Raw genomic sequence first — 24,976 nt, forward strand, 5'->3', positions numbered from 1 at the left:
GGAGGCCGATGACCTCCCTCGACACCGTCGGTGCGCGGACGCTCACCCGCGCGCCCCTCGGCGGGCCCCTGCCCGACCTGCTGCGCCGCCGCCCCGCGATGGTGACGACCGTCCTGCTGTCGGTGACCGTCCTCGTCTACGCCGTCCTCGTGGTGCACCGGGCGTGGATCAGTGACGACGGCCTGATCTTCCTGCGCACGGTGCGCCAGGTCCTCGCCGGCCACGGCCCGGTGTTCAACATCGGCGAGCGGGTCGAGGCCAACACCTCGACGCTCTGGACGGGCGTGCTCCTCGGGCTGGCGGCGATCCCCGGCGTGCGCCCCGAGCTGATGTCGATCGGCGCCGGAGCGGTCCTGTCGGTGGCCGCGCTGGCCCTGGCGCTCGACGCGTCCCGCCGGTTCGCGGCGCTGGGGCGGGTGGTGGTGCCGGCGGGCGCGTTGGTGCTGCTCGCGCTGCCGCCGTTCTGGGACTTCGGCACCTCAGGGCTCGAGACGGGGCTGTCGTTCTGCTGGCTGGCGGGCCTGTGGTGGCTGCTCGTGGTGCGCTCGCAGCGGGCCCCGCAGCACTTCGCGGCCGCCCGCCGCCGTCCCGGCCGCGCCTGGCCGACGGCGTTCGTGGCCGGTCTCGGCCCGCTCGTGCGTCCCGACCTCGCCTTGGTCGGGGTGATCGCGCTGGTCGTCCTCGTGCTGCTCGAGCAGCCCCGCAGCGCCCGCGCCTGGGCGCGGATGGTGGGCCTGGGGGCGGTGGCGGCGACGCTGCCGGCGGCCTACGAGGTGTTCCGCGCGGGGTACTACGGCCTGCTCGTGCCGTCGACGGCCCTGGCCAAGGAGGCCGGCGTGCCCCGCTGGGAGCGCGGGCTGGTCTACCTGCGCGACCTGGTCTCCGCGTCCTGGCTCGGTGTGCCGGCGCTCGCGCTCGCGGTCGCCGCCGTGCTGCTCGCCCGGCCCGCCTGGCGCCGACGCCGGAGCGAGCAGCCCACCGACGCCGACGCGCGTCGCACCCGATCCTGGGACGGCATCGCGACCGCGGCCGTGGCCCTCGCCCCGCTCGTGGCCGGCACGGCGATGGTGGTCTACGTCGTGCGCGTCGGCGGCGACTTCATGCACGCCCGGATGCTGCTGCCCGCGGTGTTCTGCCTGCTCCTGCCCGTGATGGCGCTGCCCCTGCGCCGGGTGACGGTGGTGCCGCTGGCCGTGGTGCTGGTGTGGGCCGGTATCGCGGGGGCGTTGCTCCGCCCGCCCTACGACGGTATCGGCGCGGGCGGCATCGCCGACGAGCGCGGCTTCTACACCCAGCTGCTCGCCGACGAGCACCCGCTGACCGCCGACGACTACCGCCGCCACCCCCACCTGCCCTCGGGCGTCGCGCTCCTCGCGCACAGCCCCGGGCCGGTCCTGGCGGTCCAGGCGCCGGGCGACGGCCCGGCGGGCCCCGAGTGGCAGGCGATCGGTTTGCGGGCGGGCGAGCCGAGTGGGCTGATCTTCCTCAACCTCGGGGTGGCCGGCGCCCTCGCCCCGCTCGACGTGCGCGTGTCCGACACCGTGGGCCTGGTCGACCCGCTGGCCGCCCACTCCTCGATCGTCCCGGACGGGCGCGTCGGCCACGACAAGAAGCTGCCGACGGCGTGGTTCGTCGCGGTCGGCGGGGGCACGCCGCCCGACGACCGGGCCGCGTCGCCGGGGGACGTCGAGGCCGCCTCGCGGGCCCTGCAGTGCCCGGCCCTGCGCGAGCTCGACGCCTCGGTCCGCGCGCCGATGACCGCGGAGCGCTTCTGGGCCAACCTCACCGGCGCCTGGGACCGCACGGCCATGCGGTTCCCCCGCGACCCCGTCCTCGCCGACCTGCGCTGCTCGACGCGGTAGAACCTCGCAAGCAGCGACGCCCTATCGGGGCGCTCCCCTGGATGCTGCTTCCACGCGTCCGAAGTCCCCGTTCGCGCCGACCGCCGCGCATCGGCGAGGATGCCGGACGTGCAGCTGATCACCGTCGACGGTCACACCCCGCAGGTCGACCCGAGCGCGTGGATCGCGCCCGGCGCCGTCGTCGCCGGCCGCGTGACGATCGGGCGCGAGTCCGGGGTGTGGTACACGACCGTCGTCCGCGCCGACATGGAGTCGGTGACGGTGGGGGAGGGGAGCAACCTCCAGGACGGCACGGTCGTGCACGCCGACCCGGGATTCCCGGCGGTGATCGGCGACGGGGTGTCCGTCGGGCACCGCGCCGTCCTGCACGGCTGCACCGTGGAGGAGGGGTGCCTCGTCGGCATGGGCGCGGTGGTGCTCAACGGCGCGACGGTCGGGGCGGGCTCTCTGGTCGCGGCGGGCACCGTCGTCACCCAGGGCGCGACGATCCCGCCCGGCTCGCTCGTCGCGGGAGTCCCGGGCAAGGTCCGGCGCGAGCTCACCGAGGACGAGCTCGCCGCCAACCGCGCCAACGCCGAGGCCTACCGCTACCTCCTGGGCCTCCACCGCGGGGCGACGACCTGAGCCCCGCGGCTCAGCCGCCTTGCGCGGACCGCGTCGCCCCACCACACCGGTGCCGCAGCGCTGCCACCGTCCTCCGGCGTCAGGGGACGAGGTACAGCCAGGACGCGGCGACGAACAGCACGAGGGCGATCCACGTCGCCGCGGCGCGGATCCAATTAAGACGCACCCACCGGGCTGGGCAGCGAGCCAGTCGGGCGATGGCGCGGCGGGGTCCCAGGCGAGGATCACCTCATAGTTGGGCTCGGCGCCGAGGCGGGAGGTCAGCAGCGGCCCGGCGACGATGACGGCGAGGCCCAGGGCGGTGAGGACGAACGGGGCCCCGATCGGCGGCAGCGCCAGGCCTACGAGGGCGACGACCGGGGCGATGACCATGGCGGCGACGAGCAGGTAGTTCGTCGGCGGGCGACGGGCAGGAACCGGCCCATGCCCTCGGCGAATCCCGTCGCGTCCTGCCCGGTGTAGATGGGGTGCAGGATCGTGACGAGCATCAGCAGCAGCCCCGACCACAGGGCGACGGCACGACAGTGGCCAGCAGGGCGATCCCGGCGAGCACCGCTCAGCCCTCCAGCACGCGACGTGCGCGGCGAGCGCCAGCAGGGGCACGACCCCGCACCGCGCCCTCACGCTCCGGTCCAGACAGGACGGGCGGGGCGCTCGCGGTGCTCATCGTGGCCTCCTGTCACGCCGCAGGGGTGGACGCCGGCGACGGTCGCGCCCCACCCGGGTGGCTTCGAGGGTCGCCTTCATCACGGCGATGAGCGATCCCGCGGGACGCTTTGGGATCGTGACGCCGCTGTCGGGCCGTCACCGTAGGTGGCCATTGTCGCAGGACAACGACCCGGTGCCACCCCCGTCGTCGGTGCCGGCCCGCCCATCGCACCAGGGATATGACGCAGAGCGATCGGTCGTGGGCTGCCGGTGTCCCAGCAGCGGGAGGGGCGCGGAAGATTGCTGCTCGGGCCGCTCGCTGACCAGCGCCGCTACCACCGAGGTGCGGTTCGCGGCTGTCGGCTTTCGGTCCACCCGACTCTCCATGCGCCCGCACAGTGCCCGGCGACGATCCACCGCGACGCGAGCGCGACGTCCTGGAGCCCCGACTCGCGTGGTTGCGCTCGGTCGAGGGCCGCCGGGCCCGCCTCGACGGCGACGTCGCCGGGCGCGCGACCTAGGCTCGGCCCGATGAGACACGAGGTCACGGCCGATGACACCGCGGTCGCGCTCGGTAGCGGGGAGGTCGAGGTGCTGGGCACGCCACGGCTGGTCGCCTGGTTCGAGGCCGCCACCGTCCAGGCCGCCCGGGACCTGATCGGCGCCGACGAGACCACGGTCGGCAGCGGGGTCCGCATCCGCCACCGGCGTCCGACGCTCGTGGGCGGGCGCATCGAGATCACCGCCGAGCTGCGCGCACGCGACGGCGCGCGCCTGACCTTCGCCGTGCACGCCGAGGACGGGCACGGCCAGGTCGTCGGCGATGGCGAGATCGACCGAGCGGTGGTCGACCGCGCGACGTTCGGCTGACACCGGGACGGCGGTTCGGAGATCAGGCGACCACGAGGCTGACGAGGAAGACGCAGGCTCGTGGTCGAGCACCCCGAGGACGAGGACCGCTCGCCCGGCGGCGGATGTCACGACGCGGATACCGGTCGGGTTGGTGGCGACCCACGGCCGCCCGACCGAGCGCGGCGCGACCTCGAGGGCCGCTCGCACGTCGACGAACTCGGCCAGGAGATCGTCCGGCAGGGTGCCGACCCGATCGTCCAGCGGGTCGACCTCGTACACCGCCGGGCTACAGGCCCGCCCTGGCCCGGGTCACCTCGAACGGCTCATCGGACGGGACCGGCTCGCCCGCGAGCGTCTCCGCCACGCGCTCGACGGCCCGCCGGAAGCGCGCAGGGTCGGCCTGGACGAGCGCGACCCGCCGCCAGTCCTCCACCACGTCATACACCGGCGTGAGGTTCAGGGTCTGCCTGGCCTCGTCCAACGCCGCCTCGTAGGCCTCCACGAACCTCGGGCGGTCCTCGGGGAGCAGGAACGAGCGGATGGTCGCGGGCGACGCTCCGGGGCGCAGAGGGTGCTCCACGGGCTGCGGGGAGGCCGAGCGCGTCATGGCGCGACGGTAGCGAACACCGCCGACACCCGGGACGCCTTCGCGGCGGCCCACATCCGGCTACCCCTGGTCGACCGCGGACCTCTCCGCGCCCGGTCCCTACACTCGATCCCATGGCGGGGCGGATCCGGGACGCGGACATCGCGGAGGTGCGCGACCGCAACCGGGTCGACGAGGTCATCGGCGAGTACGTCGCGCTGCGGCGGGCCAGCGCCGGGTCGGTGAAGGGGCTGTGCCCGTTCCACGACGAGAAGACGCCGTCGTTCAACGTGCGCCCCACCCACGGGACCTACCACTGCTTCGGCTGCGGCGAGGGCGGCAGCGTCATCGACTTCGTCATGAAGATCGAGCAGCTGGGGTTCGTCGAGGCCGTGGAGAAGCTCGCCGACCGGATCGGGTACCGGCTGACCTACGAGGGCGGCGGCTCCAGCGTCCAGCGCGACCGCGGCACCCGCGCCCGCCTGCTCGCGGCGAACAAGCTGGCCGCCGAGTTCTACGCCGAGCAGCTGCGGGCGCCGGGCGAGGCGCAGAAGGCCCGCGAGTTCCTCGCCGAGCGTGGCTTCGACCAGGCCGCGGCCGAGGAGTTCGGCTGCGGGTTCGCGCCGTCGGGGTGGGACAGGCTCACCAAGCACCTGCTCTCCCACGGCTACACGCTCGAGGAACTGGAGAAGGCCGGCCTGTCGCGCCAGGGCAACCGCGGCCCGATGGACCGCTTCCACCGCCGGCTGCTCTGGCCGATCCGTGACCTCGGCGGCGACGTCGTCGGCTTCGGCGCGCGGCGGCTGTTCGACGACGACCGCATCGAGGCCAAGTACCTCAACACCCCCGAGACGCCCGTCTACCACAAGTCGAAGGTCCTCTTCGGGCTGGACAAGGCCAAGCGGGAGATCGCGAAGAGCCGTCAGGCGGTGATCGTCGAGGGCTACACCGACGTCATGGCCATGCACCTCGCGGGCGTGCGCACCGCCGTCGCCAGCTGCGGGACGGCCTTCGGCGACGATCACGTGGCCGTGCTGCGCCGCCTGCTGATGGACGACTCGTTCGACCGGGGCGAGGTCATCTACGTCTTCGACGGCGACGCCGCCGGACAGGCCGCGGCGCTCAAGGCGTTCGAGGGCGACCAGCAGTTCGCCGCCCAGACCTACATCGCCACTGCGGCCGACGGCATGGACCCCTGCGAGCTGCGCCAGGCCTCGGGCGACGTCGCGGTGCGCGACCTCGTGGCCCGCCGCCAGCCGCTGTTCGCCTTCGCCGTGCGCACGATCCTCGGTGAGCACGACCTCGCGACCGTCGAGGGCCAGACGGCGGCGCTGCAGCGCACGGTGCCGCTGGTGGCGCAGATCCGCCGCGAGGACCTGCGCGACGGCTACGCCCGACGCCTCGCGGGGTGGACGGGCTGGCCGGACGAGAACCAGGTGATCCGCCGGGTGCGCGAGAGTGCCGGCGCCCCGGTGGACGCCCCCGCCCGCCGTGACCGGCGCCGCTCGGTCGCCGCGCAGGCCAGGGCCGACGGGCCCCCGGTGCCCGACCGGCGCGACCCGCGGCTGCGCGTGCAGCGCGAGGTGCTCAAGGCGGCGCTGCAGGCCCCGGCGCTGGCCGGCCCGGTCTACGACACGTTGCCCGACGACGCGTTCAGCCATCCCGCCTACCTGGCGGTGCACCAGGCGATCCTGGCCGCCGGGGGCACGGCGTGCGGGCTGTCCGGGCCGAGCTGGGTGGCGGCCGTGGCCGACGAGGTCGGCGGGGGCCACCGTCCCCTGGTCTCGGAGCTGGCCGTGGAGGCCCTGCAGTCGCGCGAGGCCGACGACCACCGCTACATCTCCGGCATGCTCGCGGGCCTGCAGGAGGCGCTGGTGGGCCGCCAGGTGTCCGAGATCAAGTCGCGGTTGCAGCGGCTTTCGCCGGTCACCGACGCCGACGAGTACCACGAGCTCTTCGGCGACCTCGTCGCCCTCGAGCAGTACAAGAAGGCGCTGCGCGACCAGGCCACCGGGGCGGTGTCGTTGTGAGCGGGATGGTCGATCGGTTGCGGACGCTGCTGACCGGGCGTGAGCCGGTGCCCGAGGGCTTCGCCGGCACCCTCGACGACGGCGAGCGGGTGATCGCCGACGGTCGCGGCCCGCGCGGATCGGTCGTGCTGGGCACCGACCGCGGTCTCTGGCTGCCACCGGCGGCGTCGGGGGAGGGTGCGGCGCGGGTCGCCTGGCACCTGGTCTCCAAGGCCACCTGGGCGAACGGCGCGCTCGAGGTGATCGAGGCCGACGAGGTCGACGAGATCGCCGGCGGTGTCGTCCTGCTCGCCGACCGGCCGCCGCGCCGCGTGCCGCTGGTCGAGCCGGGCCGCCTGCCCGAGACCGTGCACCGGCGCGTCACCGCGGCGATCAAGGACAGCCAGCACCACGACCTCGGTAGCGGTGACAGCGGGGGCGGGGCCTGGTTCGTCCAGCGCCGTGTCCCGGGCGCCGGAATCGTGCTGCACGTCCGCCCCGACCCCGGCACCGACCCGGAGACCGTGCGGACGGTCGCGGTCGGGGTGGCCGAGAAGCTGCGCGAGGCGGGGCGGGGCCGCGCCGCCGACGAGGGCCGGGAGTGACCCTCTCCTGGGATCCGGTGCTCTACCGGCGTCACGACGACCACCGGGCACGCCCGTTCCTCGACCTCGTCGGCCGCATCGGGGCGAGCGCCCCCCGCGAGGTCGTCGACCTCGGCTGCGGGCCGGGGCACCTCACGGGCGTACTGGCCGCACGCTGGCCGGAGGCCCGGGTGCGGGCCTCGGACTCGTCGCCGGAGATGGTGGCCGCGGCACGGGAGGCCGGGGTCGACGCCGAGCTCGCCGACGTCCGCGACTTCACGCCGGGCCCGGACACCGACGTCGTGGTGAGCAACGCGGTGCTGCACTGGGTGCCCGAGCACCGCGACCTGTTGGCCCGCTGGGCGGCGGCGCTGCCGTCCGGCGGCTGGCTCGCGGTCCAGGTGCCGGGCAACGAGGCGTCGCCGTCGCACACGATCGCCCGCGACCTGGTGGCCTCCGACGCGTGGGCCGGCCGGCTCCCCGAGGGGCTGGCCGCCTACGGCGTCGGCACCCCCGAGGAGTACGCCCGGCTGCTGGCCGTGGCCCGGCGCGACGCCCACGTCGACTGCTGGGAGACGACCTACCTGCATCCGCTGAGCGGGGACGACCCCGTCGGTGAGTGGATCGCCGGTACGACGCTGCGCCCCGTCCGCGCGGCGCTCGCCGACGCGGAGTGGGAGCGCCTGCGCGCCGACCTCGCCCCGCGCCTGGGCGCGGCCTACCCGCCCGACGACGCGGGGACGACGTGGTTCGGGTTCCGCCGGGTGTTCGCGGTGCTCGGGGCTCGCTGACCGTCAGCGTCCGGGTGCGGCCGATCCGTTGGCCGTGGACCGACCCGGCGCGGTGGGCTCGCCGCCCTCGGACGGGCCGCCGGACGACACCTTGTCCTTGGCGATCGACACACCCGCCTGGACGGCCTCGCCGGCCTTCGCGCGGGCGACCCCGGCCGCACCCTGCACGCTGGGGTGGTCCGCGACCCGCCGGTAGGCGCGGGAGAGCTGCTCGTAGCGCTCGCGGCCCGCCCGCGTCCCGAGGACGTAGCCCACGCCGGCACCCAGCAGGAACGGGATGATCATCAGGTGTTCTCCTCCGAGGTCGTGGTCGGTCCATCCTGCCCCACCCCGTCGGGAGGGGCACCGAGCCCTGTGCGATATCGTGTTCCCGTCCGGCACGGCGACGTACCGGACGCAGCGGTCCTCCGTAGCTCAATCGGCAGAGCATTCGGCTGTTAACCGAAGGGTTACTGGTTCGAGTCCAGTCGGAGGAGCCCTTCCTGCACGCGGACGGCCGCGGTGATCTCCCCGATCGCCGCGTGCCCCGCGTCGTCGCCCGGCGGTGGAGCCGTGCCGACGGTTCTCCGCGCGGTCCCCGGCGGGCGTCCAGCGTCGGCGCCGCGCCGTGCGGTCCCGACCGCGCCCGACGGGACCCGGGGGCGGGTCACCGCATCGAGTGGTGCCGTGCCCTCGTCGAGTGAACTGCACGGGAACCCCCTGGTGCGGAGGAGCGCACCGGGGGCACGCTCCTCCGCGAGCCGGACAGGGAGTCCCGGCCCGGGTGCCCGGGGGCACCGACCGCGTGGTGGTGGGCCGGATACGGCAGCTGGGGAGCGGGCCCCGGCCCACCATCATCGCGACGCCCGCGGCGCCGGCGGTCGAGCAGCTAGTCCGCTCGATCAGTGCCGGCGCCGTTGTTGCGTGGCCCGTTCGAGCGACGGTGCACCCGGTACAGCCGCTGCGCTCCGCGGACACCCTTGAACTTGCGCGGGGCCGCGGCACGGAAGCGGAACGGCGGATCGTCCGGCGCCGTGGCCAGCACCGCGTCGTGGACCGCGGCGGTGACCGTCACCTGACCGGGGCGGGCGGTCTCCGTGACGCGGCTGGCGAGGTTGACGGGCGGCCCGAACCAGTCACCGGCGTGCGGGACGCCGACGCCCTTGGCGACCCCGACCCGCAGCGCCGGCCGTCCGTCGTCGGCCCCCGACCACGTCTCGACGAGGTCCAGCGCGGCGCTCACCAGGGCGGTCGGGTCGGGCGAGACGAGCATGACCGCGTCGCCGATGACCTTCGCGAGGCGCACCGGCCACGACGACACCTCGGTGGCGCACGCCGAGAGCATCTCGGCGACCTCGCTGAGCTCCACCGCCGAGATCGACTCGCCGAGATCGGTGAAGCCGACGAGGTCGGCGAAGCAGACGGTGACGTCCTGCGCGCCGCGCAGGCGCCCCGCGTTCGACTCCTCGACGGCCAGCGCGTGCGAGCGGATGCGGTCGGCCAGCGCCGCGGCCACGAGGTGCACGAGGTGCAGGGAGTCGTCCTCGACGATCCGGCGCGCCTCGGTGGCGTAGCGCAGCGCCAGCTCGGGCTCCGGCTCGTCGTGCAGCAGGGCCTCGCCGAGCAGCCCGCCGAGGGCGTCGGCGATGTTCAGCACCCCGCGCCCGATGGCCCGCACGACCGGCATCATCTCCTGGTCGGAGAAACCGAGGCTGCGGTAGCGGTGGATGCGCTGGGCGATCTCGACGTCCTCGTCGGTGTAGATCGCCTCGTCCGGGTCGGGCGCCAGCGGACGTCCCAGGCCCTGGAACCAGCGCCGGACGACCTCGACGTCGAGCTCGGCCAGCCGGCACACGTCGTTGAGCGAGTGCCCGTCCTCGGGGCGCAGCGTCCGCTCGATCAGCAGCAGCCCCAGGCGATCGCGCGCGATCGCGTCGCGCATCGTCTCGATGTCGACGCCGTCGGCCGACAGCGACTCGAGCACCGACACCCGCGTGCGACGTTCGTCGCCCGACAGACCGTCGAGCAGGCCGGCGCGGTCGTAGTCGCCCTCGGCCATCACCGACCGGATCCGCGCCGGGATCGGCAGCGATGTGCGGTGACGCGGCGGCACGAGGGGCATGGTGCCAAAGCGGTCGGGAGGTCACACCCCGTGGGAGGCGGAGCGGAGCGGAGCACGACCGACGGGTGGGAGGCCGGTCACCGCCGGCCGCCCGGCACCCGCCGGGGTCCGTACGGTGGCGCCGGGAGACGAGGAGGACCCATGAGCAGCGGCCCGCGCCTGCTGGCCACGAGCGACCTGCACGCCAACCGCTCGGAGAACGAGGACCTGGTCCGGGAGCTGCACCCCACCCACCCCGGCGACTGGCTCATCGTGGCGGGCGACGTGGGCGATCGCGTCGCCACCACCACGTGGGCGCTGGAGATCCTGGCATCGCGCTTCGCGCAGGTGGTCTGGGTGCCCGGCAACCACGAGCTCTGGACGCCGCCGGGCGACGAGGTCGACCTCGTGGGCCCGGCGCGCTACGACCACCTCGTGGCGGCGGCCCGGGACCTCGGCGTGCTCACCCCTGAGGACCCGTGGCCGGTGTGGGACGGCGTGGGCGGGCCGGCCCTGGTGTGCCCGATGTTCCTGCTCTACGACTATTCGGTGCGCCCGCCCTCGATCCCGGCCGACTGGTCGAACTCCGCGGCGCTCGAGGTCGCCCGCGACGCCGGGGTCGTCGCCACCGACGAGATCCTCATGTCCTGCGACCCGTACCCCGACCCCGCCGCCTGGTGCGCCGACCGCCTCGCCCTCACCGAGGCCCGCCTCGCCGAGCGGCCGGCGGGGATGCCGACGGTGCTGGTCAACCACTGGCCGCTGACCCCCACGCCGACGCGGGTCCTGCGCCACCCCGAGTTCGCCCTCTGGTGCGGCACGACCGCCTCGAGCGACTGGCACATCCGCCACGAGGCGGCGGTCGTCGTCTACGGCCACCTCCACATCCCGCGTACGACGGTCGAGGACGGGGTGCGCTGCGAGGAGGTGTCGGTGGGCTACCCCCGCGAGTGGCAGCGTCACGGGCTCGTGCGCGGGGCGCTGCGCGACGTCCTGCCCGGCCCCGCCCACGACGGCCCCGACCCGTTCACCGCGTGGGCCGCCGAGCGGCGCGCCCGCTGGGCACGATCGTGACCAGCACCGACCCCGCCCTCGCCGCCGTCCTGCCCGCGCCGGTCGTCACGGTGGTGGCGACCGCGGACGACCCCGCCGCCGAGCTCGCGCCGGAGGAGAAGGCGGCGGTGGCCCGGGCGGTCGCGTCCCGCCGCGCGGAGTTCACCACCGCCCGGACCTGCGCCCGGGCGGCGCTGCGCCGGCTCGGGGCGACGCCCTCGGCGATCCCGGTAGGGGACAAGCGGGCACCGGTCTGGCCCGCGGGGGTGGTCGGCGCGATCACCCACTGCGCCGGGTTCCGGGCCGCGGCCGTGGCGTGGCGCGACCAGGTCCGCGCCGTCGGCCTCGACGCCGAGCCCCACGGGCCCCTGCCCGACGGCGTCCTCGACGCGGTCAGCGACGCGGGGGAGCGGGCCGAGCTCGACCGCCTCGCCGGTGACCGTCCCGACGTGCGGTGGGACAAGCTGCTGTTCAGCGCGAAGGAGAGCGTCTACAAGGCGTGGTTCCCGCTGACCGGGCGGTGGCTCGGGTTCGAGGACGCCGAGCTCGTCCCCGCCCTCGACGGGACCTTCCACGCCGCCCTGCGTGTGCCCGGTCCGCGGGTCGACGGCGAGGAGATCGCGGCGTTCGACGGCCGCTGGGTCGTGCGCGACGGGCTCGTGATCACCGCGATCGCGGTGCTGCCGAGCTCCCACTAGCGTCGTCCCCGATGCGGGACGAGGGCTACTGGGTGCGCTACGAGTCGGTGGTCGAGCAGCGCATCCGCGAGGCCCAGGAACAGGGCGCGTTCGACGGGCTGCGCGGCGCCGGCAAGCCCCTGCGGGGTCTGCACGGCCCGCAGGACGAGAACTGGTGGCTGCGCTCGTACCTCGAGCGCGAGGGACTGCCGAACGACGTGCTGCTGCCGACGCCGCTGCGCCTGCGCCGCGAGATCGACCGCCTGCCCGAGACCGTCCGGGACATGGAGACCGAGCGCGAGGTCCGCGACACCGTCGCCGCCCTCGCCGCGCGCGTGGCCCATTGGCTGCGCTTCCCCGACGGCCCGCAGATCGCGGTGCCGGTGCCCCGCGCCGACGAGATCGTCGCCGGCTGGCGGGCGGAGCGGGCCGCGCGGGCGGAGCGGGCCGCGCGGGCGGAGCGGGCCGCGCGGGCGGCGCGGGCGGCGGGAGCGCGTGACGCGGGCCCGGCCGTGGAGGCGCCGGCCCCGCGTGGTCGGTGGTCGCGCCTGCGAAGGGCCCTGGGGCTGCGCCGCCGGGACTGACGTCAGCCCGCGCGGGGCGCCCGGGGCAGGTCGAGGACCGTGCCCGGCGTCGCGGCCGGGACGTCGTCCGCGACGTGCACCGGCGCGGCGCGGTCCGACGCACCGCGCTCGCGGGGGCGGCGGGAGGGCGCGAGCGGGACGACCGTCGCCGCTCCGATGCCGTGGTAGCGCTCGGGGGTGCAGGTCAGGACGACGACCTGGGCGGCACCCGCGGCGGCGGTGGCCGCGGTGAACACGGCGCCGAGGCGGGCGAGCCGCTCGGGGTCGGTGTGGCCCAGTGCGTCGTCGATCACCACGGGCACGCCGTCCGCCGGGTCGACCAGCGCGGCGCACGCCAGGCGGGCGCACAGCCCCAGCTGCTCCTGCGCTCCGCTCGACAACGCGCCGAACGCGACCGTGGTGCCGTCGAGTGTGCGGTGGGTGATGCGGAGGTCCTCGTCGATCTCCAGCGACAGCGTCGGCCCGAACACGATGCGCGCGAGCCGCTCGACCTGGGCGCGGAACGGGGCGACGTAGGAGCGGCGCACGCGGTCGCGGTGGCGGGTCAGCGACTCGTGCAGCCGGCGCGCGGCGGACGACCGGCGCGTCACCGCCTCGTGCTCGCGGACCGCGGCGTCGAGCTCGGCCTCCGCCGCGGCCAGCTGGTCGTGCCAGCCCTGGTGCCCGGCGGCCTGCAGACGGCCGGTGGTCTCGGCGTGCTCGCGCTCGAGGCGCGCGACCTCGCCGGCGAGGCGCTCGGCGACCGCACGGGCGTTGACCACCCGGGCCTCCACCGTGTCCGGGTCGTCCCCGGCGAGCGCGGCCGCGAGCGCCTCGTGCTCCCGCTCCGCCTCGCGGGCCCGGGTGAGCCGCTCGTGCTCGGCCGTGGCGAGCGCGGCGTCGGGCTCCTCGGCCCGGGCGGCACGCAGCTCCTCGACCCGGCGGGTGTGGGCGTGGCGGGCGTCGGCGGCGCGTTCGGCGAGCACCGCGGCGCGGGTGTCGGCCTTGCGCACCGCGTCCTCGGCCGTCCGGCACGCGGCGTCCGCCTCCTCCGCCCGGTTCGCGGCCTCCTCCGCCGCGGCGAGGGCCTCGTCGGCGGCAGTGTGCAGGGCCGCGAGGTCGTCCTGGCCCGCGGGGGCGTCGTCGAGGCGCCGGCGGACCGCGTCGTGGGCGGCGCGCAGCGCCGCGGCGTGGTCGTGGCCGACCAGCTCGCGGGCGAGGGCCGCCCGGTGCTCCTCCACCCGGCGCGCGGCGTCGTCGGCGGCCCGGAGCGCGGCGCGTGCGGCCTCGAGGTCGGCGACCCCGCGTTCCTCGCATGCGTCCGCCAGCTCCCGGGCCCGCTCGCGCACCGCGTCGTCCCGGCCGGCCTCGTCGAGCCCGGGCCGCACCCGTACGTCGAGCACGCCCGGCACCGACAGCGCCCGCGCCCCGGCCACCGGCAGCGTGCGCGTCTCGCCCGGCCCGAGCGGGACCTCCTCGCCGTCGACGACGACCGTCAGCGGCGCCGGAGCGGTCAGCTCGACGCGCGCCGCCGCGGCGTCGCGGGCGGCCTCGGCACGCAGCAGGTCGCGCGCGAGGTGCTCGAGCTCGGCCAGCGCGTCCTCGTCCACCGTGGTGTCGGCGAGCACCCGCTCGGCGGCGTCCAGGCCGGCCTGGGCCTCGGCGACACGGCGTAGCCGCTCGGTCAGGTCGGCGAGCTCCGCGCGGTCCCGGGCGGCGGTCACCGCCCGGGCGGCGGCGTCGGCCGCCCGGCGCGCGGCGACGGCGTCGGCGCGGGCCGCGGTGTCGGCCCCCCGGCGGGCGTCGCGCTCGTCGTGGGCGGCGGCGTGCTCGGCCTCGTGGGCGGCCACGGCGGCGGCGGCCGTCTCGGCGGCGGCCGCGTCGGCCTCGGCGGCAGCGACCAGGGCGTCGCGGGCCTCGCGGCGCTCGCGGGCGGCCTCGGCGCGCTCCCGGGCCAGCACGGCCCGCCCGCGTGCGGCGTCGACCTCGCGCAGCCGGGACTGCAGCGCGGCCCACCGGTCCTCGAGCTCGGCGACCTCGTCGCCGTGCGCCCGCCGGCGCGCCCGCACGCCGGCCAGCTCGGCGTCCAGGCGGTCGCGGGCGGCGACGTCGCGTTCGACGGCCTCGAGCGCGGCGCGGCACCGCTCGTGCTCGGCCTCTGCGTCGGCGCGGCGCACCTCGGCCGCCCGCAGCTCGCCCGTGGCCCGCCCGCTGGGGGTTCGGTAGCGGCGCAGCTCGTCGGCGGCGCGGGCGACCAGCCCGTCGTCCACGCTCGGGTCCGGTCGGGCCGTCGAACCGGTGGCGCCGGTGGGCCCGGAGGCGGCGCGGTCGAGCGCACGGGTGAGCGCGTCCTGCCCGCCGAGGTCGGCCTGCCCCACGGCGGTGTGCTGCTCGACGCGCAGCGTCCGCCACAGCACCCGGTCCATGGTCTCGTCGAGCATCGCCGTGACCCGGGCATGCGCCTCCGCGCCGGTGAACTGCTGCCGTGCCGGCTCGAGGACGCTGAGCTCGGTGCTGGGCCGGCGCAACCAACGCTTGCGGTAGACGAAGCGGTACGGGCCGGTGGACACCTCCGCCTCGACCTCGGGACCCGCGTCGACCCCCGCCGGCTGGGCATGGCGGATCTCGGCGCGGCGCGAGGAGTCGGCGGCGTCGAACAGCAGGTCGAGCGCGGCGAGCGTCGACGTCTTGCCCACCTCGTTGTCGCCCTGCAGCACCGTGACCCCGTGCTCGGCGAGCGTGATCTCCCGGTCGTGCACGCCGCGGAAGTCGCGCAGCCGGATGCGGTGGAGCCTCATGGCACCCTCACGACCCCACCAGCCGGTGCAGCAGGCGCAGGGCGTCGCGGGCCTCGACGTCGCCGGCGCCCTCGCTCGCCCGCCCGGCCGCCGCGAACAGCTCGGCGGCCGCGTCGGCGGCGAAGCCGTGCAGGTCGAGCGCGTCGAGGTCGGCGTCGTCGGGCACCGTCGCGAGGTCGGAGTGCGGCTCGAGGATCTCGAGCGAGGCGAAGGCGTGGCCGTGCCCGCCGAGCAGCTCGTCGAGCCGGGTGCGCTGGCGCAGCGAGAGCGTCCCCCGCAGGACGAGCCGCACCGCCGTGCGCTCCTTGTCCGCGCGGGCGGCGAGCCAGGCGTCGAGGGCGTCGAGGTCGGCGTCGGTGTCGAGCGCGGCATAGTGGCGCACGAACCGCCAGCGCCCGACGGTCTCGGTGCGCACCCGCGCGGCGTGCTCGTCGAGGTCGACCACGAGGACGTGGCCGGGGTCGACCTCGTCGAAGTCGGTGACCTCGGGCGTCCCGGCGTGCCGGATGCGGTCGTCCGCGGCGTCGGCCCAGGCGGAGTGCCGGTCGCCGAGGGCCACGTAGTGCACCCGCCCGTCGGCCAGCGCGGCGAGCACCCCGTCGCGTCGGATGCGCGCGGGCTCGTCGTCGTCGGGGTCGAGCACGTCGAGCTCGCCGTGCCCGGCGACCACCCGCAGCGTGCCCGGCGGCGCCGGGTCGAGGGCGGCGAGCTGCTCGCCGACGAGGTCGGAGAGCGGGTGCTTCGAGCGCCACGGTGCGGCGACGACCTCGACGCCCGGCGCCACCGCGTGCACCCCGGGCGTGTCCAGCACCGTGACGTGCGGCGGGCGGCGACGCACGAAGTCGGGCCGGCGCAGGAGGCAGGACGCGTCCGCGGGATCGTGGTTGCCGGGCAGCAGCAGCACCGGGGTGCGGAACGACCCCAGCGCCTCACACGCGCGGGCCACCACCTCGGGACCGACGAGGTTGGACTCGAACACGTCGCCGCACACCAGCACGAACGCCGCGTCGGCCTCGTCGGCGATCCGCCCCAGCGCGCGTACCGCGTCGAGCCGGGCCTCGGCGAAGCGCGCCTGCGCCTCGCCCGTGGGCCCGCCGGCCTCCCTCGCGGGCCGGGCGCCCAGGTACCGCCGTGTCATGCCGAGCTGCCAGTCGGCCGTGTGCACGAACCGCACGCGTGCCTCCTCCCGCTGCTCGACCCTCGACCGTAGAACGACGCCGCCCCCCGCCCGGGGAACGACACGCACCGCACCGCGCTCGATCCGGCACTGGGTTCGACGCAGCGGCGCCGCGATCGGTTCCGGTCAGGTCAGCGGGATCTCCGCGACGGGCTCGAGGCCGCCGCGACTGCCCGACCGCTCGACGCGCACGCACGCCTGGCGGCCGGTGACCTCCAGGGTCGACACGGCGTTGCCGAACCACGGGCCGCCGATCGTCGACCACGTCAGCGGCGGGTCGCCGATGCCGGCCGCCCGCGCGACACGGCCGAGCACGTTCGTGAGCCCGCGCCACCAGCCCAGCGCGAACACGTACTCCATGAACCAGGGGACGCCGTTGCGCACCGGCGAGCAGGTCAGCTGGTAGACCCGCGAGCGCGTGGGGGACGGGTAGCGGGCCTCGGCGGCGTAGCTGTGGTGGACGTCCCCGGAGAGCACGCAGACCGTCGCCGGCGCGTTCGGCCCGGACGCGACGCCGCGGACGAGGTCGGCGAGCCGGTCGAACGACGCGCGGAAGGCCGGCCAGTGCTCGAGGTCGACGGCCTGGCGCACGGTCTCGGCGAGCCTGCTGCCCCGCGAGGCCGCCCACTCGTCGATCGACTGCACGTGGCTGACCGCCGGCGGCATGAGCCAGGGGATCGACGAGCCGAGCAGCAGGTGGTCGACGTCGTCCTCGCCCGGCGCGGCCGTCGCGTTCTCCTCGATCCACGCGAACGAGTGGTCGTTGATCATCAGTCGGTCCTGCTCGTTGAGAACCCGGGCGCAGCGCGAGTCGACCATGAGCAGGCGCGTGCGCCCGAGGTCCCAGCGGTAGCTCCAGCGCACGCCGGTCGGCTCGCCGACCTCGGCGTCGGCGCGGGCCGCGAAGTCGGCGAGCAGGTCGAAGACGTCGCCGTCGGCCTCGATCACCTTGCGGTAGAGCGGGTCGGCGTCGCGGGTCTCGGGATCGAGGTTGCCGAGGTGCTGGTAGACCCAGTACGACGCGAGGCCCGCGCGGATGCGCTGGGGCCACCACGGCTTGGCCGCCATCTGCTCGCGCCAGGTCTGCGAGGTGTTCCAGTCGTCGCGGACGTCATGGTCGTCGAAGATCATGGCGGTGGGCACCGTCGAGAGCAGCCAGCGCAGCTCGCGGTCGGTCCACGACTCGGCGTAGAGGTGCGCGTACTCGCCGTAGTCGGCGATCTCCAGCCCGGGGCCCGCCTCCGGGTCGCGGTTCTCGCGAATCCACCGCTCGGTACGAGGCGTGATCTCGTCGGCGTACACCTGGTCGCCGAGCAGGCACAACGCGTCGGGCAGGACCTCGGCGGCGTCGTCGGCCGCACCGACGAGGTCCATGAGCCGGGCGGCGTAGGCGTCGAGCGCGTCGATGCCCAGCGAGGCCTCGAGCTCGGGGTCGTCGGTCGGCGGGAAGCGGCACGACCCGTAGACGAAGCGCAGCCGACCGGTGTCGTCGGACTCCGCGCGCGTGCGCAGGTGGCTCGGTGGGGTCGCGAGACCGGGGATCGGCCACACGACCTCGCCGTCGAGACGCACCTCGTAGGGCACGCACGTGCCGGGCTCGAGGCCCTCGACCACGACCAGCGCGTAGTGCTGACCGCAGACCTGGAAGGTCGGTGCGGAGGCCCCGAGCACCTCCACGGTGCAGCGCTCGCTGGTCTCGACCCACACCGTGGCGGTGGTGGTGCCGACGTGGCGCAGGACCGGGCCGAGCTCCAGGGACGTCACCCGTCCTACCTACCGCAACCGACCCCCGTCGGGCCACGCGGGCGGGCCGTGCGCACCGCGTCGTCAGTCCGAGCGGCGGGTCAGCTGCTCCAAGCGGCTCTGGACCTGGTCGAGGCGGGCCTGCAGCAGGGCCACCTCCGCGGCGAGCAGCGGCACGAGCGCGGCGTCGTCGACGTCGTCCCCGGCGCCGGGCAGCGGGGCGAACGCGGTCGCCGCGGAGTCGTCGACGGCCTCGTCGTGATGCACCGGGACCCCGCCGCACCGCGCCCGGAACGCCTCGGGCGTCAGCACCGGGCGCGGCCCCGCGCAGAGCCCGCACACGGGGTGCAGCCGCCGCCAGCCCGTGAGACCGGGCCCGCCGTCGGCGAGCGCCGTCGCGGCGCGCCCGCAGCCGCAGCGTCCGAGGCGCACCGAGCGCACCGTCTGGCGCGCGTAGCGCAGGCCCAGCTCGTAGCGGATGTAGCGGCCCGACGCCGCGATCTCGAGCAGCACGCTGTGCTGGTACTGCGGATCGCACGCGAGGTCGCGGGCGTCGGCGAGCGCGTGGAAGCAGTAGAAGCCGCAGTCGCACCACGACGACGGGCAGCGGTGGCGCGGGCTCTGGATGCACACCGCGTCGGCGACCGGGCCGTAGACCTGCGAGCGGCCCAGGGCGACGCCGTTGAACCCGGCACGGCGGGAGTCCGCGGAGATCATCGGGAACGCGATCTTGTACCCGGTGAGCGGACCCCCCGGCCGCGGGCGGGCCCTACCGATCGGCCAGCTGCTCGGCCGGCTCACGGTGCTCCGCCGTGACCTCCTCGGCCGGGGCCGGGTTCGCCGGGGTCTCGTCCGGCGCCTCGCGCGTCGCGGGCGGGTCCTCGGCGATGCCGGCGGAGAGTCGACGTCCCAGGCGCATGGCGGCCTCCGAGCGATCGGGGTGACGTGCGTCCAGCGTCGTCCGCGAACCCGCCGATGTCCAGATCCGCCTTGGCGGCCGTGCACCCACGGACGAGGGCCCGGTCCGGACTCGTGGGCGGTCCGGACCGGGCGCTCGCGGAAGCGGCTGTGGGGAGCGGCTCTCCTCCGTGTCCTGCTCCGGCAGGTGCCGGTCGATCACTCCACTCACTCGGAGGCCGGGCCGCGCGGGCGGCCGGGGTGTCCGACCGCGTCCCATCCGGGAAGATCCGGAATCGTGGTGCGGAGGTTTCGGTGAGCGGAACGTTCGCTCCAGCAAATCAGATCTCGCCGTCGCGAGACGCACCTCGGCGCCCGGCTCCGCCGGGCCGGTGTCGTAGGCTCGCCCCGCCGCGGTCCGTGGCCGGCGCGCGGCGCCCCGGGGGCAGTAGCTCAGCTGGTCAGAGCAGCGGACTCATAATCCGTCAGGTCGTCGGTTCGAGCCCGACCTGCCCCACCACGACGGCGGATCAGACGCGGTGCGAACGCACACGCTGTGGCTCGCCACTTTGCGCGCCCCCCGCCTGTCTGGTCACGTCGTCGATCTCGACCTCATGGGAGGCCCCAGCACCTCCATTTGATAGCGCCGGGCGATCGTCTCGAGCTCCTCCGGTCGCAGCCCGTGCGAGGGCTCCTGGGTCGGGGGCGGCAGTGTCAATTCCTCAGCCGGACGAGAGAAGTGGAAGAACATTTGCTCGCCTCCTGCCGGGACGAACCATGTGAGCAACCGAGCGGTCGGGCTGTCTGCTCTGAACTGGTGCGGAACCCCGCGGGGCCCCCAAACGAACGTCCCGGCCGGCCCATCGACGAACTCGTCGCCGACACGGAACGTCATGGCTCCCTCGAGGACGTAGAACGCCTCGTCTTCGTGGTGGTGCACGTGGAGCACGGGTGAAGAGCCGCGAGGCATCAGCGACTCCCAGACGGCCAGGGCGCCTCCGGTGTCCTCGGCCGTGGCCTTGAAGAGATTCAACCCGTCGGTCCACGTCGCCCGACCGCCGTCCGGCGGCACGGCGAACGGCTCGGACATGTTCTCCTCCCGATTCCTCGAGAAGCGCTGGAGAGCGTCCTGGTTCTGGACGCTTGCCTGTCCCGATCGTCCGTTGACGCTGACCCCGAAGCCAGCACGGGCACGCAACGTCGAGCGCCGAACCGTCAGGTCGATCGAATCGACCTGCCCACGTCACTCCTGCCGCTCGGGAAAGCCGGTCCCTCGATGTGCTTGCGCTCCTGCTCCCGACCCGCTCCGATGGGTCGATGATCTGCCCGAGCTGTGGACTCGACCTGGAGTGGATCGTCTCCGAGAACGCCCCCGGCGGCGGGTGGTGGGAGTGCGAGGAGCACCACCGCTGGCGCCGGAGCTTCGGCGGGCTGGCGCCGGTGCAGGACTGACGGTCAGCGGGCGCCCAGCCAGCGCTGGGCGGCGTCGACCCTGTCGTCCGGGCCGGTGTTGAACGCGATCGCCGCCTGCGGCGCGTGCCGCCGGACGAGGTCGACGACACGTTCGAGGAGCTCGAGCAGCGATGACCCCGATCCTGGCGCCACGACGACGCGGGAGGTACCGGTGCCGGTGTCCGTGGCGTTGCCGATCGACGACCGCCGGGTCGCGCACCCGGGTCCGCTGATCTGGACCCGGGCGTCGACCTCGGGCACCGTGCCGGGCATGACCGACGAGGACCAGGCCCGCGCCCAGGGCGAGCAGGACGCCGCGCTCGCCCTCGCCGACGAGGACCGCTGGCGGATCGCCGGCGGCGGCATGCTCACCGTGCACCCCGTGGAGGAGTGGGTGCCGCGGGCGCACCGCCGGGCCTACCTCGACGGGGCCGCCTCGGTCCTCGGCTACCGGCCGTTGATCCTGGCGTAGGGCCTCGAGCCCGCGGGACGCTCAGCGCAGGCGGGGGAGGACCTCGCGCGCCAGGAGGGCGACGTCCCGCTCGGCGTCGTCGGTGGCCGGTGCGACGACGACCGACTCGGCGCCCGCGTCCCGGTACTCGGCGAGCCGCGCCGCGACCTGCTCGGGTGTGCCGTGGGGGACACAGGCGTCGACGATGCGCGTCATGTCCTGCCCGTAGGTCGCGCGCAGTACGTCGAGCGCCCGCTGCCGGGCGAGGGCCGGGTCGGGGTCGACCGCGGTCCACGCGAAGTAGGCCCCGGTGACCCCGGCGGGGTCGCGGCCGTGGCGCTCGGCCTCCTCGCGGGCGGTGCGCAGCCCGCGGGCGACGCGGTCGGGGCTGCCCAGGTACGGCATCCACACGTCGCCGGCCCGGCCCGCGCGGCGCATCGACGCCTCCGAGCGCCCGCCCACCCACAGCGGCGGGCGCGGGCGCTGCAGGGGCAGCGGGTCGAGCGTCGCGGGCGTGCCGTCCACGTCGATCGCCCCGCCGGCGAGGAGACGCACGAGCACGTCGAGCGCGGCGTCGGTGCGCCGGCCGCGCTCGCGCACCGGCACCCCGCACGCCGCGAACTCCACCGGGTTCTCCCCGCCGACCCCGACGCCGAGCTCGAAGCGTCCGCCCGAGACGCGGTCGAGCGTCGCCGCCATCTTCGCCGCGAGCGGCGCGGGGTAGAGCGGCAGCAGCGTCACGGCACTGAGCAGCCGCACCCGCGAGGTCACCGACGCCGCCGCCGCGAGGGCCACGAACGCGTTCGGCGTCGGGCTGCCGAACAGCACGTGCTCGCCGCTGGCGACGAGGTCGAAGCCCTGCTCCTCGGCCCGCCGCGCCGTCGCCGGTACGTCCGCCGGGTCGACCGTCGGGGGCAGGACGAGACCGAGCCTCACGCCGGCCTCACTCCGGGACCCCCGCCCGCGCCAGCACCGCCCGCGCCATCCTCAGGTGCACGTCGTCGACCATCTCGCCGTCGACCACGCCGACCCCCGACCGACCGGCCTCGATCACCCGCCGGGCGTGGCCGACCTCCCCGTCGGTGGGCGTGAACGCCTCGTGGGCCAGGGCCACCTGCGACGGGTGGATGCAGCACTTCCCGTCGTAGCCCAGGTCGCGGCCGGCCGCGGCGTCGGCGCGGAACGCCTCGGCGTCGCGGACGTCGACCACCACCTGGTCCAGGACGCCCACCCCCGCGATCGCCCCGGCGAGGACGACCTCGCTACGCGCGTAGAGCACCTCGCGACCCTCCGCGGTGCGGCGCCCGCCGACCGAGGCGATGTAGTCCTCCGCGCCGAAGTACGCCGCGAGCACCCCGCCCGCGAGCAGCTCCCGGCACCGCGCGACGCCCCGGGCCGTCTCGAGACCCCCCACGACGGGGAGGCCCACCCGGGCGCGCAGGTCCACGAGCTGGTCGACCGTCTCGAGCTTGGGCAGGACGACGCCGTCCGCCGCCGATCCCGCGACCGCGGCCACGTCGTCGGCGTACCAGGGTGAGGCCGGGGCGTTGACCCGGATCAGCACGAGCGTCCCGGTGTCGCGCGGCAGGTCGGCGACGGCCCGCACGGCGGCCGCGCGCGCGGTCTCCTTGTCCGCGGGGGCGACGGCGTCCTCGAGGTCGACCGCCACCGCGTCCGGCGACCAGCGCGGCACCTTGGCCACCATGTCCGGCCGGGACCCGGGCACGAACAGCAGGCTGCGCGGGACCCTCATGCCGGCTTCCGATGCATCAGCCCGGTCCGTCGGCAACGGCACACCAGCTCGTCACGCTGGTTGCGGGCGCGGTGCTCGAACACCACGATCCCCGCGTCGGGCCGCGACCCCGAGGGTCGGGCCGAGATCACCTCGGTCTCCACGCGCACCGTGTCACCGTGGAACACCGGCGCCGGGAACGCCACGTCGTCCAGCCCGAGCTGCGCGACGATCGTGCCCAGCGTCAGCTCCGGCACCGACAGCCCGACGACGAGCGCCAGGGTGAACATGCTGTTGACCAGCGGCCGGCCGAACTCGGTCCGCGACGCGTAGTCGTGGTCGAGGTGCAGCGGTGCCGGGTTCATCGTCATCGTCGTGAACAGCACGTTGTCGGTCTCGGTGATGGTGCGGCGGGTCGCGTGCTGCACGGTCAGGCCCTCGGTGAGGTCCTCGAACCACAGGCCGCTCATCCGCGCACCGCCGCCGCCAGCGCCTTCAGGCTGCCCGGGTCCTCGAGCGCGCTGGTGTCGCTCCGCGCCTCGCCGTGCAGGAGGATCTCGCGCATCAGCCGGCGCATGATCTTGCCGGTGCGGGTCTTGGGCATCGCCGGGGTGACGATCACGCGGTCGGGCCGTGCGAGTCCGCCGATGGTGTCGCCCACCAGCGTGCGCACCTCGTCGGCCACCCCCTCGGCGTCCCCGGCGACCGTCACGAACGCCACCGGCACCGTGCCCTTGGTGGCGTCCGGCACCCCGACCACCGCGGCCTCGACCACCTTCGGGTGGGTGCCGACGACGGCCTCGATCTCCATCGTCGACAGCCGGTGGGCCGCCACGTTGATGACGTCGTCCGCGCGGCCCAGCACCCACAGGTGCCCGTCGTCGTCGACCACGGCCTCGTCGTTGGTGGCGTACCGCCCGGGGAAGCGCCCGAAGTAGGTGGACAGGTAGCGCTCGTGGTCGTCCCACACCGTCCGCGCGAGCGTCGGGAACGGCCGCGTCAGGACGAGGTTGCCCTTGGTCCCGGCGGGGACCTCGGTGCCCTCGTCGTCGACGATGGCGAACGCGTGGCCGGGCACGGGGGTGCCCGTCGAGCCGGCCTTGAGGTCGTCGACACCGGTGACGGGGTAGGTCCAGGTCGAGCCCGTCTCGGTCTGCCCGTAGGCATTGACGACCGGCACCCCGAACGTCTCGGTGGTCCAGGTGAAGGTCTCGCCGTCGAGGGGCTCCCCCTGCACGGTGATCAGCTGCAGACGGGGCAACGGGTGCGACGCGGCGAGGTCGTCACCGAACTTGCGCAGCATCCGCAGCACCGTCGGCGCGCACAGCACCTGCGTGACGCCGTGGCGTTCGCACACGTCGTAGAACCGCGAGGGCGACGGCGTGTCCAGCGCGCCCTCGTAGCAGGCGATCGTCGCGCCGTCGGCGAGCCCGCCGATGACGGCCTGGATGGGGAAGGTCAGCCAGCCGACGTCGGCGGCCACCCAGTAGACGTCGCCCTCGACCGGGCCCGCCTGCCAGTGCACGTTGGCCCAGGTCCCGAGCAGGAAGCCGCCGACGGAGTGCACGACGCCCTTGGGGCGCGACTCGGTGCCGCTGGTGAAGATCAGGAAGGCGGCCTCGTTGGGGTCGAGGGCGACGATCGGCGCGCCCTCGGGGTGCTCCGCGAGCAGGGCGGCGTAGCCCACCTCGTCAGCGTGGAGCGGCACGCCGTTCCCGGTGCGGTCGACCACGACGACGTGCTCGACGGTCGGGGCGTCGGACCGCGCCGCGCGCAGGGTCTCGAGCAGCCGCACGGCCTTGCCGCGGCGGTGGATCGCGTCGGCGACGACGACCGCCTTCGCGCGCGCCGCGGCCAGCCGGGACGCGACGGCGTCGCGGCCGAATCCGGAGAAGAGCACGGTGTAGATCGCGCCGATGCGGTTGCAGGCGTGGATCGCGGTGAACGCCTCGACGAGGTTCGGCATGTAGACCGCGACCACGTCGCCCTGCCGGATCCCCAACGCGCGCAGGCCCCCGGCCAGCCGGTTCACCTCGTCGGCGAGCTGTGCATAGGTCAATGTGCGCGTGTCGCCCGGCTCGCCCTCCCACACGACGGCGGGGCGGTCGGCGGTGGCGGGATCCTCGGCCCAGCGGTCGACGCAGTTGTCGGCGACGTTGATGCGCCCGCCCTCGAAGTAGCGGAAGTCGCCGAGCTCACCGGAGCGCACGGTGTGCCAGGGCGTGAGCCATCGGTGCTGCTCGGCGACCCAGGCCCAGTAGTCGTCGGGGTCGGCGTCGTGGCGGGCGCGGGCGTCGGCCAGCTCGGCGGCCCGGGCGGGGGAGCGCCACCGCTCCTCGAGGGGCCGGCGCGGCGCGGAGATCAGGGTGGTGAGGGCGTCGCGATCGTCCATGATCG

General features: G+C 75.5%; 25 protein-coding genes and 2 tRNA genes. 13 read left to right on the top strand and 14 right to left on the bottom strand.

The features are described 5' to 3' along the window. Positions 1-8: 8 nt before the first annotated feature. The 3 genes from C8D89_RS21685 to C8D89_RS21695 all read left to right on the top strand — a co-directional run bounded on the left by C8D89_RS21685 (position 9) and on the right by C8D89_RS21695 (position 4,004). Positions 9-1,862 carry an arabinofuranosyltransferase AftB family protein gene (locus C8D89_RS21685; RefSeq protein ID WP_243418289.1) on the top strand — a complete coding sequence of 618 codons (1,854 nt, stop codon included), beginning with the start codon at positions 9-11 and terminating at the stop codon, positions 1,860-1,862. Positions 1,863-1,961: 99 nt separating this feature from the next. Further along, positions 1,962-2,486: a gamma carbonic anhydrase family protein gene (locus C8D89_RS21690; RefSeq protein WP_116710212.1), complete on the top strand. Its 525-nt coding sequence runs from the start codon at positions 1,962-1,964 to the stop codon at positions 2,484-2,486. 1,179 nt (positions 2,487-3,665) lie between these two features. Further along, entirely contained in the window at positions 3,666-4,004 is a 339-nt protein-coding gene (locus C8D89_RS21695; protein WP_116710213.1) for a thioesterase family protein, read from the top strand. Positions 4,005-4,272: 268 nt separating this feature from the next. Here the strand turns inward: C8D89_RS21695 and C8D89_RS21700 are convergent, their stop codons facing one another. Beyond that, positions 4,273-4,593 carry a DUF6247 family protein gene (locus tag C8D89_RS21700; RefSeq protein WP_116710301.1) on the bottom strand — a complete coding sequence of 107 codons (321 nt, stop codon included), beginning with the start codon at positions 4,591-4,593 and terminating at the stop codon, positions 4,273-4,275. A 113-nt stretch (positions 4,594-4,706) separates the two neighbouring features. Between C8D89_RS21700 and dnaG the strand changes: the two genes are divergently transcribed. The 3 genes from dnaG to C8D89_RS21715 are packed head-to-tail and all read left to right on the top strand — an operon-like array spanning position 4,707 to position 7,956. Continuing rightward, on the top strand, positions 4,707-6,602 hold the full coding sequence (gene dnaG, locus C8D89_RS21705; protein ID WP_116710214.1) for a DNA primase: 1,896 nt from the start codon (positions 4,707-4,709) through the stop codon (positions 6,600-6,602). A gap of 5 nt (positions 6,603-6,607) precedes the next feature. Continuing rightward, on the top strand, positions 6,608-7,186 hold the full coding sequence (locus C8D89_RS21710) for a hypothetical protein (RefSeq protein ID WP_116710215.1): 579 nt from the start codon (positions 6,608-6,610) through the stop codon (positions 7,184-7,186). Then, entirely contained in the window at positions 7,183-7,956 is a 774-nt protein-coding gene (locus C8D89_RS21715) for a trans-aconitate 2-methyltransferase (protein WP_116710216.1), read from the top strand. Before C8D89_RS21710 ends, C8D89_RS21715 begins: the two co-directional genes overlap by 4 nt. A 3-nt stretch (positions 7,957-7,959) precedes the next feature. Here C8D89_RS21715 and C8D89_RS21720 read toward each other — a convergent pair whose 3' ends face one another. After that, the gene (locus C8D89_RS21720) at positions 7,960-8,241 is read right to left on the bottom strand and encodes a hypothetical protein (RefSeq protein WP_116710217.1); all 282 of its coding nucleotides are present in this window, start codon (positions 8,239-8,241) and stop codon (positions 7,960-7,962) included. Between the two features lie 118 nt (positions 8,242-8,359). Here C8D89_RS21720 and C8D89_RS21725 point away from each other — a divergent pair. After that, positions 8,360-8,432, top strand: a tRNA-Asn gene (locus C8D89_RS21725). Positions 8,433-8,824: 392 nt separating this feature from the next. Here the strand turns inward: C8D89_RS21725 and C8D89_RS21735 are convergent. After that, positions 8,825-10,048, bottom strand: a complete 1,224-nt coding sequence (locus C8D89_RS21735; RefSeq protein WP_165825857.1) for an adenylate/guanylate cyclase domain-containing protein — start codon at positions 10,046-10,048, stop codon at positions 8,825-8,827. A gap of 150 nt (positions 10,049-10,198) precedes the next feature. On the opposite strand from C8D89_RS21735, the gene C8D89_RS21740 reads away from it, so the two are divergent. The 3 genes from C8D89_RS21740 to C8D89_RS21750 are packed head-to-tail and all read left to right on the top strand — an operon-like array spanning position 10,199 to position 12,350. Then, the gene (locus C8D89_RS21740) at positions 10,199-11,110 is read left to right on the top strand and encodes a metallophosphoesterase family protein (protein ID WP_116710220.1); all 912 of its coding nucleotides are present in this window, start codon (positions 10,199-10,201) and stop codon (positions 11,108-11,110) included. Beyond that, entirely contained in the window at positions 11,107-11,787 is a 681-nt protein-coding gene (locus tag C8D89_RS21745; protein ID WP_207787354.1) for a 4'-phosphopantetheinyl transferase family protein, read from the top strand. The genes C8D89_RS21740 and C8D89_RS21745 overlap by 4 nt, the downstream gene beginning before the upstream one ends. Before the next feature lie 11 nt (positions 11,788-11,798). Continuing rightward, entirely contained in the window at positions 11,799-12,350 is a 552-nt protein-coding gene (locus C8D89_RS21750) for a DnaJ family domain-containing protein (protein ID WP_116710221.1), read from the top strand. A 2-nt stretch (positions 12,351-12,352) separates the two neighbouring features. On the opposite strand, the gene C8D89_RS21755 is transcribed toward C8D89_RS21750, so the two are convergent. The 5 genes from C8D89_RS21755 to C8D89_RS29440 all read right to left on the bottom strand — a co-directional run bounded on the left by C8D89_RS21755 (position 12,353) and on the right by C8D89_RS29440 (position 18,966). Further along, entirely contained in the window at positions 12,353-15,127 is a 2,775-nt protein-coding gene (locus C8D89_RS21755; RefSeq protein WP_116710222.1) for an ATP-binding protein, read from the bottom strand. A 7-nt stretch (positions 15,128-15,134) separates the two neighbouring features. Next, positions 15,135-16,301 carry a metallophosphoesterase family protein gene (locus C8D89_RS21760; protein WP_116710223.1) on the bottom strand — a complete coding sequence of 389 codons (1,167 nt, stop codon included), beginning with the start codon at positions 16,299-16,301 and terminating at the stop codon, positions 15,135-15,137. Between the two features lie 129 nt (positions 16,302-16,430). Beyond that, positions 16,431-18,068 (bottom strand): alkaline phosphatase D family protein, encoded by a 1,638-nt coding sequence (locus C8D89_RS21765; protein WP_116710224.1) that lies wholly within the window; start codon positions 18,066-18,068, stop codon positions 16,431-16,433. 63 nt (positions 18,069-18,131) lie between these two features. Continuing rightward, a complete protein-coding gene (locus tag C8D89_RS21770) occupies positions 18,132-18,764 on the bottom strand; it encodes a hypothetical protein (protein WP_243418290.1) in 633 nt (210 codons plus the stop codon). A 52-nt stretch (positions 18,765-18,816) separates the two neighbouring features. Beyond that, positions 18,817-18,966 (bottom strand): hypothetical protein, encoded by a 150-nt coding sequence (locus tag C8D89_RS29440; RefSeq protein ID WP_165825858.1) that lies wholly within the window; start codon positions 18,964-18,966, stop codon positions 18,817-18,819. Positions 18,967-19,386: 420 nt separating this feature from the next. Between C8D89_RS29440 and C8D89_RS21775 the strand changes: the two genes are divergently transcribed. After that, positions 19,387-19,464: transfer RNA gene (locus C8D89_RS21775), tRNA-Ile, on the top strand. A gap of 72 nt (positions 19,465-19,536) precedes the next feature. Here C8D89_RS21775 and C8D89_RS21780 read toward each other — a convergent pair. Beyond that, positions 19,537-20,034: a cupin domain-containing protein gene (locus C8D89_RS21780; protein ID WP_116710225.1), complete on the bottom strand. Its 498-nt coding sequence runs from the start codon at positions 20,032-20,034 to the stop codon at positions 19,537-19,539. Between the two features lie 227 nt (positions 20,035-20,261). Here C8D89_RS21780 and C8D89_RS30840 point away from each other — a divergent pair, with 227 nt between their 5' ends. Then, positions 20,262-20,396, top strand: a complete 135-nt coding sequence (locus C8D89_RS30840) for a hypothetical protein (protein WP_279323399.1) — start codon at positions 20,262-20,264, stop codon at positions 20,394-20,396. Between the two features lie 3 nt (positions 20,397-20,399). Here C8D89_RS30840 and C8D89_RS21785 read toward each other — a convergent pair whose 3' ends face one another. Further along, positions 20,400-20,669, bottom strand: a complete 270-nt coding sequence (locus tag C8D89_RS21785) for a hypothetical protein (RefSeq protein ID WP_116710226.1) — start codon at positions 20,667-20,669, stop codon at positions 20,400-20,402. Here C8D89_RS21785 and C8D89_RS21790 point away from each other — a divergent pair. After that, positions 20,668-20,868 (top strand): hypothetical protein, encoded by a 201-nt coding sequence (locus C8D89_RS21790; RefSeq protein WP_133252012.1) that lies wholly within the window; start codon positions 20,668-20,670, stop codon positions 20,866-20,868. The genes C8D89_RS21785 and C8D89_RS21790 overlap by 2 nt on opposite strands. A gap of 21 nt (positions 20,869-20,889) precedes the next feature. Here the strand turns inward: C8D89_RS21790 and C8D89_RS21795 are convergent, their stop codons facing one another. From C8D89_RS21795 to C8D89_RS21810, 4 genes are read right to left on the bottom strand one after another with little or no spacing between them, the layout of a single operon-like run. Further along, positions 20,890-21,783, bottom strand: a complete 894-nt coding sequence (locus tag C8D89_RS21795; RefSeq protein ID WP_116710228.1) for an LLM class flavin-dependent oxidoreductase — start codon at positions 21,781-21,783, stop codon at positions 20,890-20,892. 7 nt (positions 21,784-21,790) lie between these two features. Beyond that, complete coding sequence (locus C8D89_RS21800) at positions 21,791-22,600, bottom strand: HpcH/HpaI aldolase/citrate lyase family protein (RefSeq protein WP_116710229.1); 810 nt, start codon at positions 22,598-22,600, stop codon at positions 21,791-21,793. Beyond that, complete coding sequence (locus tag C8D89_RS21805; protein WP_116710230.1) at positions 22,597-23,049, bottom strand: MaoC family dehydratase; 453 nt, start codon at positions 23,047-23,049, stop codon at positions 22,597-22,599. Before C8D89_RS21805 ends, C8D89_RS21800 begins: the two co-directional genes overlap by 4 nt. After that, the gene (locus tag C8D89_RS21810) at positions 23,046-24,971 is read right to left on the bottom strand and encodes an AMP-binding protein (protein ID WP_116710231.1); all 1,926 of its coding nucleotides are present in this window, start codon (positions 24,969-24,971) and stop codon (positions 23,046-23,048) included. Before C8D89_RS21810 ends, C8D89_RS21805 begins: the two co-directional genes overlap by 4 nt. Positions 24,972-24,976 lie beyond the last annotated feature (5 nt).

This window comes from Actinomycetospora cinnamomea (genome assembly GCF_003096675.1).
Taxonomy (GTDB): Bacteria; Actinomycetota; Actinomycetes; order Mycobacteriales; family Pseudonocardiaceae; genus Actinomycetospora; species Actinomycetospora cinnamomea.